Source organism: Thalassobacillus sp. CUG 92003, assembly GCF_013618635.1.
Taxonomy (GTDB): Bacteria; Bacillota; Bacilli; order Bacillales; family Halobacillaceae; genus CUG-92003.
In genome coordinates, this window is record NZ_JABLSJ010000014.1 from 85,050 (window position 1) to 91,049 (window position 6,000).

The window sequence follows — 6,000 nt, forward strand, 5'->3', positions numbered from 1 at the left end:
CATCTATTGATTAGTAGCCAACGTATGCAACACCGACAATAATCAAAAGAATGAACAGAACAACGATCAGCGCAAATCCGCCACCATATCCGTAACTCATTCATCCCACCTCCTTTCGGGCGTTTACAGTATCTTATGAGAAGAAGGTGGGGGGTGGATGTGCATTCGCCTTGTGGGCAAAAAGAAAATGGTGATTTAAAAAGGTTAAGGGTTAAAAAAACGGGCGGTTATCTGTGTCGATCCGGCCTGATGAATTTATACCCCCTGCCCCGGATGGTACGAATGGCGCCAGGCAAACTTAGTTCGGTAAGTTTTTTCCTGAGGCGGGTTATATTGACCGTTAAGGTATTGTCGTCAACCCGCGAGGACTTATTCCAGAGCACTTGGCGTAAATACTCGCGTGAGAGGGTATTTTCAGGGTTATGAATGAACTCCTTCATTAACGAAAACTCTTTAGCGGTGAGGGGGAGGACCTGATTTTGATAGGTAAGCGATTTAGCCTTGATGTTTAGGGTCAGCCCGTTTGTTTCAATGCTGCGAGGCGCATTGACAGTCGGGGTGTCTTTATAGACGCGACGCAGGACATTATTTATTTTCGTCAATAAAACGTCGCGATTAACTGGCTTGGTTTCATAGTCATCGCCACCATTTTCGATTGCCTTCACCTGGCTCATGCCCGATTCTTGCTCAGCTAGAAAGATGAGCGGGCATCGGGAATGGGGCCGTATTTGGCGCGACCAATACAAGCCATCAAATTGGGGAAGCTCTACATCCATCAGAACCAGGTGGGGACCAGCGTCCTGAAATTCTCGGAAGATATTTGAATAGTCTTTTGCAACCGTTATGCTGAACCCGTTCGCCCTCAAAAAAAGCGTTAAAAAATGGGATAAATCAGGGTCATCTAATACGAGATAAATCCGGAACATGTTCGTGCCTCTTTTCTGAAGATATCTTCATTCTTATAATCATAGGATAAGCTAGTACAGACTTTTTTATGAGGATTGAAGAAGTCATGTGAAGGGGTTCTTCTATGCTAATTTCTATCTTGCTCGTTTTGAGCCTTATCATTGTTTTCGGCAGTTTGAAACAAATTTTTACATCGATTGAAATGGGAAATGATTTTTTTTCACTTGAAACGTTTATGTCTTTGCTATTCCTATACAGTGTACTGCTCCTGGGGTTCGGGTTAATCTATGCCATAATGACGAGTGAAGGGATACATTTGTTTCACAATCAACTCATAAATGAGCAACTTTCCTGGTATGAGGAATTGAAGAGAGGGGTGTACTTCAGTGGAGTCACATTGTTTACGGTCGGCTATGGTGATCTTATGCCGATAGGCTACGGAAGGTTTCTGGCATTATTTGAAGCCATGATCGGGTACGCTTTGCCTGCTGCGCTCATGATAAAAGCATTTCGCCATGACGGTGATAATCATTGAAGTTGGAACTTTTCCAGCAAATACGATACGCTGAACATGAACATATTTATCAGGAGGGATGATGTTAGATGAGTCTCGAAAAAGGCAACCAAGCACCGGATTTTGAATTGAAAGCGAATAATGGCGAAACCGTTCGGCTTTCCGATTATCAAGGTAAAAATGTTGTGCTCTATTTCTACCCAAAAGATATGACGCCTGGGTGCACAACAGAGGCGTGTGATTTCCGCGATCACCACGAGAGCTTCGCAGAACTCGATGCTGTCATTCTCGGAATCAGTCCCGATCCGGTCGAAAGCCATGAGAAATTTATCAACAAGCACGACCTTCCTTTCCTGCTCCTTGCTGATGAGGATCATGAAGCAGCAGAGAAATATGGCGTGTGGAAATTGAAGAACAACTTTGGAAAAGAATATTACGGGATTGAACGGTCTACGTTCATCATTGATAAAGAAGGCAATCTTGCAGAAGAATTCCGTAAAGTCAAAGTTGAAGGGCATGTTGAAGCGGCCCTGAACTATATTAAAGAGAATCTTTAAGTCGCACGCATGACACCAGCACGCCTTGTATTCCAGGCGTGCTTCTTTTCATAAAAGCCATACACATTCATGATGTTTGCCATTGCTGTGTCTTTGGGAAACGGTTTATAAAGATTCACTACATAGAGAAGGAAAAGGAGGAGGACTAATTATGCTGGTCTTGTCCGTCATTAAACGCGTCCATCCTGAAATTAAACAGCATTTTATCTCGAATTATCCTAACGTGGAGTTCAAATTTGTCGAAGGTATGCAGGAAGGAGAACCTTTACTGCACGAAGCAGAAGTGCTTATCACCTATGGAGAGGATTTGTCTGAAGAAAAAATCAAGCAGGCGAAGCATTTAAAATGGATCATGGTGCTTTCAGCGGGAATGGATCTCATGCCTTTTCAAGCAATTGAAAAGCAGGGGATCATGGTGACCAATGTCCGTGGCATCCATGCCGTACCGATGGCGGAATATGCTATTTCGATGCTATTGCAAGTATCCCGTAACACGAAAACACTCATCCAGCAAGAACGCCAGCATGAATGGAATCGCAAAGTGCCGCGACAGGAAATAACCGGGAAAACGATGGTGCTCTTAGGAACCGGAGCAATTGCACAGGAAACAGCCCGGCTAGCCAGAGCTTTTCATATGAAAACGATAGGGGTATCAAGGTCAGGGGACGCTGTTAGGCATTTTGACGAAACGTACCCCGTCAAACATTTAACCCGGGTGCTGGGAAGCGCAGATTTTGTCGTAGCAGCCCTTCCAAGTACACCGGATACAGCAGGGTTGCTGACCGAGGATCAATTTGAACGGATGCCGCCCCACGTCATCTTTGTGAACATGGGGCGCGGCGACCTCGTAACAAATGAAACGCTTCTTAAGAGCGTACGTCAGCATATCAGTCACGCTGTAGTCGATGTGATGGAAGATGAGCCGCTACCGGAAAACAGCCCGTTATGGGAAGAAGAAAATATTACGATTACACCGCATATCTCGGGTCATTCACCAGAATATCTCCCCAGAGGGTTCGAACTGTTTGAAAAGAACCTGGAGAGGTATTTGGAAGGTAACGGTGACTATATTAACCATATTGACGTGAAAAGGGGATATTAATATGAGGATTTATACCAGGTCGGGGGATAAAGGAACGACTTCATTAATCTATGGAAGCCGTGTCCCGAAGAATGATGTTCGGGTCGAAGCTTATGGAACGTGCGATGAGGCGAACTCTATGATCGGTCTTGCGCTCAGTCATTTGGAGGGCGTAGCTTGGTCTGACAAAGATGCGTTTGTTGAACGCATGCATAAAATCCAAACCATCCTCTTCCACGTGGGGGCTGAACTTGCCACGCCTAAAGGGAAGGATGTCATGTGGCAGTTAAAAGATGAACACATCCAAGAACTCGAAGACAGCATTGATACATGGGATAAAGAACTGCCTCCATTAAAGAATTTCGTGCTGCCCTCAGGACATCAGGCCTCGGCCTCCCTGCACGTCGCACGAACGGTGGCCAGGCGTGCCGAGCGAACAGCCGTCGCCTTAGAAGATGAGCTCTCCAATCCCTTAGTCGTTTCCTACTTAAACCGCTTATCTGATTTGCTATTTGTAGCTGCCCGCTACGTCAATCACGAACTAAAAGGAGAAGAGCGACCGCTTCACCCAGATGTATAATATTCCCATAATGGCACGCTCGTTTATTGACAAGGTCCTATCCCACCATGTACACTAATTATAAAGATTATTATTTAATAATGTTATTATCTCAGTATCTATAAGTGAAAGCGAGGTGCATGACGGTGTCTGATGAGAAACTTCAAGAAGCCATCCATACGTTAAAGGACTCTGGGGTGAGGATCACACCTCAACGTCATGCGGTGCTTGAATTCTTATTGAATTCAATGACCCACCCCACAGCTGATGAGATTTACAAGGCTTTAGAGAACAAATTTCCTAATATGAGCGTTGCGACCGTCTATAACAACCTTCGCGTGTTTAAAGAAATTGGTCTTGTAAGAGAATTGACGTACGGGGATTCATCAAGCCGATTTGATTGCAACACAACAGATCACTATCACGTCATCTGTGAGTCTTGCGGTAAAATCGTTGACTTCCATTATCCAAGTCTGAACGAGGTAGAATCTCTAGCAGAAAAGGTTACGGAATTTGATGTCAGTCATCACCGTATGGAGATTTACGGAACGTGTTCCCATTGTCAAGCGAGTATGGCTCACTAAACGAAAATCAAAAAAGGCCGTCCTTATCGGTTAAGGACGGCCTTTTTTTTTGTTGCTTAGGAAACTATAAGATTGGGGCCCTGTGGCTAACACATTCCTCATAAGCCACGTCCGGCTCCAGCGCCTTTGTTCTGCTCATGTTTTACGAGCGTTGGTCAGCTTCTTGCTTTTGGACGCGTTTTGAATTATATTCTTCGTCGAATTCTTTGCCTTCTAACGTTTTATCTAACGTAAGCGGTTGTTTACAATGCATACACGCATCGACACGGCCCAGCATTTTGGTCGGTTTTTCACAAGAGGGGCAGACAATTTGAGTCGCACGCGTAGACAGCATTCCAATCCAGAAATAGACGACCGTACTGAAGGCGATAAACAAGAGCCCCAGAATGAAGAACGTAGCCACAACCCAAGCTATATCTCGAAAAAATAACCCTATATACATAACGCCGAAACCTGCAAAAATAAGTCCGAGGGCGAATGAACGTATTTTGTTGATCTTGTTAGAGTACTTTAGAGCCAATGAAGTCCCTCCTTAATCTCTATCCATAGGGTAGTATAGCATATTTTTCTAATAAAAATATAATCAGAAAAAAGGATTTTCCAACCCTTTATCGAATTAATTGCTTTAGCCTAATAAATAAATGTTGGGGGAAGAAGCATGGAAGATTTACTGCGTCCTATCTATCAAGAAAGAGCAAGCCATCCGAACACGTTGGGAATCTTGATTTTAGAAAAGAAAAAACCGATCAGCCCAGTAACTGATAATTTTGATGTCATCTTATTCATTATTGTCCAAAATGCCGATGATCCGTGGTATGTCAAACACTATGAATTTGAAAATAAATCAGCAGCTATGCATATAGTAGATGAAGAATTATTAAGTCAGTGGATTGATACAAGCTCGTACCGTAGAGCAGTGGAATGGTTAGTGGAAGGTTCCATCATTTATGAGCGCAATGAGTACGTCACGCAATTAAAAGAGAAGATGAGAACATTTCCGCAGCGAAAACGCGATTTGAAAAAAGCGATCGAATTTGCCAAGCTGATTCGAAGCTATAGTGAGTCCAAAGACCTTTATGAATCTCATCAGCACCTAGACGCTTTCAGCAGAATGGTGCACTCCCTCCATTATCTCGCGCGTCTAGCGATTATTGAAAAAGGGTTCCACCCTGAAGTAACGGTATGGAATCAAGTGAGAAAAATTGAACCGGAAATCTATAAGCTGTATGAAGAATTGATTGAAAGCGGCGAATCCACCGAAAAACGGGTCCAGCTTATGTTGTTGGCCGTTGAGCATGCCATCAGCAAACGTTCCGTATCAAGCGCGCGCCATCTATTAGAGCTGATGGATGAAAAAGAGGAGCCCTGGACATTCGGGGAGCTAAAAGTTCACCCGGAAATTACGCCTTATGCTTTAGATCTCACGGCGATGATCGAGTATTTAACGGAAAAAGAGATCATTGATGTGGTATTGAACGAAACGAAAGGAACCCACATTTATCACCGAAAATATAAGGTGAGGCGGCACGATTGACGCCTCCCACGTTTTATCCTCTTACATGTATTGGTGTAAGAGGTTTTTTTATGAAATGTTATTGACGTCTATAAAATGCCATGGTATATTATTAAACGTCGCGTTAAGAGAGAGCGGCGGAACGCAAAAATCCATGAAAAAAGTTGTTGACTTAAACAGCCCACCATGGTATATTGATTAAGTCGCTGTTTTGAAGCGGCCAACGCATTTTCGATCTTTGAAAACTGAACAAACCAACCAGTACGTCAATTCAGTTTCTTCTATA

At 43.7% G+C, this 6,000-nt stretch carries 9 protein-coding genes; 6 read left to right on the forward strand and 3 right to left on the reverse strand.

Going from position 1 to position 6,000, the window contains the following annotated elements; translation table 11 throughout:
- Positions 1-10 precede the first annotated feature (10 nt).
- Positions 11-100: a YjcZ family sporulation protein gene (locus tag HOP45_RS17760; protein ID WP_181350723.1), complete on the reverse strand. Its 90-nt coding sequence runs from the start codon at positions 98-100 to the stop codon at positions 11-13.
- Positions 101-227: 127 nt separating this feature from the next.
- Positions 228-926 (reverse strand): response regulator transcription factor, encoded by a 699-nt coding sequence (locus HOP45_RS17765; RefSeq protein ID WP_181350724.1) that lies wholly within the window; start codon positions 924-926, stop codon positions 228-230.
- Positions 927-1,030: 104 nt separating this feature from the next.
- On the opposite strand from HOP45_RS17765, the gene HOP45_RS17770 reads away from it, so the two are divergent.
- The 5 genes from HOP45_RS17770 to perR all read left to right on the forward strand — a co-directional run bounded on the left by HOP45_RS17770 (position 1,031) and on the right by perR (position 4,201).
- Positions 1,031-1,441: a potassium channel family protein gene (locus HOP45_RS17770; RefSeq protein ID WP_181350725.1), complete on the forward strand. Its 411-nt coding sequence runs from the start codon at positions 1,031-1,033 to the stop codon at positions 1,439-1,441.
- Between the two features lie 68 nt (positions 1,442-1,509).
- A complete protein-coding gene (gene bcp, locus HOP45_RS17775) occupies positions 1,510-1,977 on the forward strand; it encodes a thioredoxin-dependent thiol peroxidase (RefSeq protein WP_181350726.1) in 468 nt (155 codons plus the stop codon).
- A 151-nt stretch (positions 1,978-2,128) separates the two neighbouring features.
- Positions 2,129-3,079 (forward strand): D-2-hydroxyacid dehydrogenase, encoded by a 951-nt coding sequence (locus tag HOP45_RS17780; protein WP_181350727.1) that lies wholly within the window; start codon positions 2,129-2,131, stop codon positions 3,077-3,079.
- A gap of 1 nt (position 3,080) precedes the next feature.
- On the forward strand, positions 3,081-3,638 hold the full coding sequence (locus tag HOP45_RS17785) for a cob(I)yrinic acid a,c-diamide adenosyltransferase (protein WP_181350728.1): 558 nt from the start codon (positions 3,081-3,083) through the stop codon (positions 3,636-3,638).
- A 119-nt stretch (positions 3,639-3,757) separates the two neighbouring features.
- Positions 3,758-4,201 carry a peroxide-responsive transcriptional repressor PerR gene (gene perR, locus HOP45_RS17790; RefSeq protein WP_181350729.1) on the forward strand — a complete coding sequence of 148 codons (444 nt, stop codon included), beginning with the start codon at positions 3,758-3,760 and terminating at the stop codon, positions 4,199-4,201.
- Between the two features lie 142 nt (positions 4,202-4,343).
- Here perR and HOP45_RS17795 read toward each other — a convergent pair whose 3' ends face one another.
- The gene (locus HOP45_RS17795; protein WP_181350730.1) at positions 4,344-4,721 is read right to left on the reverse strand and encodes a YgzB family protein; all 378 of its coding nucleotides are present in this window, start codon (positions 4,719-4,721) and stop codon (positions 4,344-4,346) included.
- A 138-nt stretch (positions 4,722-4,859) separates the two neighbouring features.
- Between HOP45_RS17795 and HOP45_RS17800 the strand changes: the two genes are divergently transcribed.
- The gene (locus HOP45_RS17800; RefSeq protein ID WP_181350731.1) at positions 4,860-5,735 is read left to right on the forward strand and encodes a nucleotidyltransferase-like protein; all 876 of its coding nucleotides are present in this window, start codon (positions 4,860-4,862) and stop codon (positions 5,733-5,735) included.
- The last annotated feature ends 265 nt before the right edge of the window (positions 5,736-6,000 follow it).